Here is a 1435-nt window from a genome sequence, read left to right as displayed (position 1 = left end):
TGAACCGACCCCCAATTCTTAGACACCAGTTTAAGATTAACGGTTAAGGTTTAATAAAGGACTGAGTTCTGTATTGTACAGGACTCAGTCCTTTTAATTTTACTTTTATTCTATCATGATTGTAGTAGTGAATGTATTCATCAATCACTTGTCTAAGCTCATCGGTTGATGTAAATCTTCTATTGTTTTTGCCATGAAAGAAGATTTCTTCTTTTAATGTTGCAAAGAAGCTTTCTATCACGGCATTATCCAAGCAATTACCTTTTCTTGACATACTTTGGATAATGCCATTGTCTTTTAAGCTTTGTTGGTAATTGTTCATTTGATAATGCCAGCCTTGGTCAGAGTGTAAGATGGGTTTGTCATCTTCTGTCAGTGTTGTTATGGCTTGGTTTAGCATCTCTTGCACTAACTCATAAGTCGGTCTGTCTTTGATATTGTAGCTAATGATCTCACCGTTATATAAATCAATGATGGGTGATAAGTAAAGCTTCTTTGTATTACCTTGCTTATCCACCACTTTAAACTCAGTCACATCCGTTGCCCATTTATGATTGGGTTTGTCTGTTTTAAAATTACGGTTTAAGACATTGGTAGCGATTTTGCCTATTTGTCCACGGTAAGTGCTGTATTTGCTTCGCTTGCGACGAATTACTGCTTTAAACCCAAGTTCATGCATTAGCCGTTGTACTTTTTTGTGATTGATGATAAAGCCCAACTGCTTTAGTGCTAGAGTCATACGCCGATAGCCATATCTGCCTTTGTGGGCGTGGTAGATGTTTTGAATTTCATGTTTTATTGCTTGATGTTTGTCAGCCTTGGCAAGCTGTTTTAGATGATAATAGAACACTGATCTGGCAAGCTTGGCTGCTTTGAGTAAATCACTCAGCAAATACCTTTGTTGCCTTAATTCACCAACAATTAAGACTTTGTCTTTGACTTTGATTGATTCTTTTGGCGAATTAAGGCATCGAGCTTTTTTAGGTAAGCATTCTCAGCTTCTAGATATTGAATACGTCTGAGTAACTCAGCATGTTCATTGGTTGATGTTTTATTTGCCTTGGCTTTTTTAGCTACCTTGGATTTTTTGTTTGTTGATGAAGTCATCGCCTTTCTACCTTTAGGTTTGGGAGTCAGTCCCATGATACCATGAGTTTGATAAGCTTTTAACCATTGATGGAGTACACTTGGGTTACTGATATTTAATTCAATCGCCAAAGTGCGTATGGATTTACCAGCAAGTAGTTGTAATACTGCTGTGTGTTTAAATTCTGGTGAATAACTGGCTTTGCTCACTCTTGTGCGAATGCCATCAATACCATGAGTTTGGTAGAGTCTCACCCAGTTTTGGACGATACAACGTTTCAGACCAAACGATTTGGCTGTGCTGTGGTAACTATGCTCTGTTAAATAATGATCAATGACTTCAAGTTTA

At 37.5% G+C, this 1435-nt stretch carries 2 protein-coding genes; both read right to left on the bottom strand.

Annotated features, from left to right (window positions below; translation table 11 throughout):
• Positions 1-43: 43 nt before the first annotated feature.
• Positions 44-922 carry an IS3 family transposase gene (locus AZ602_RS09880; RefSeq protein ID WP_255409099.1) on the bottom strand — a complete coding sequence of 293 codons (879 nt, stop codon included), beginning with the start codon at positions 920-922 and terminating at the stop codon, positions 44-46.
• On the bottom strand, positions 922-1435 hold a 514-nt coding region (locus AZ602_RS09875; protein WP_103034744.1), incomplete at its 5' end, for a helix-turn-helix domain-containing protein. The genes AZ602_RS09880 and AZ602_RS09875, both read right to left, overlap by 1 nt.

The organism is Moraxella sp. RCAD0137, from assembly GCF_002894025.1.
GTDB classification, from domain to species: Bacteria; Pseudomonadota; Gammaproteobacteria; order Pseudomonadales; family Moraxellaceae; genus Moraxella; species Moraxella porci.
Note: the sequence above shows the minus strand (reverse complement) of the source record. Positions and strands in the feature narration are given on the sequence as shown.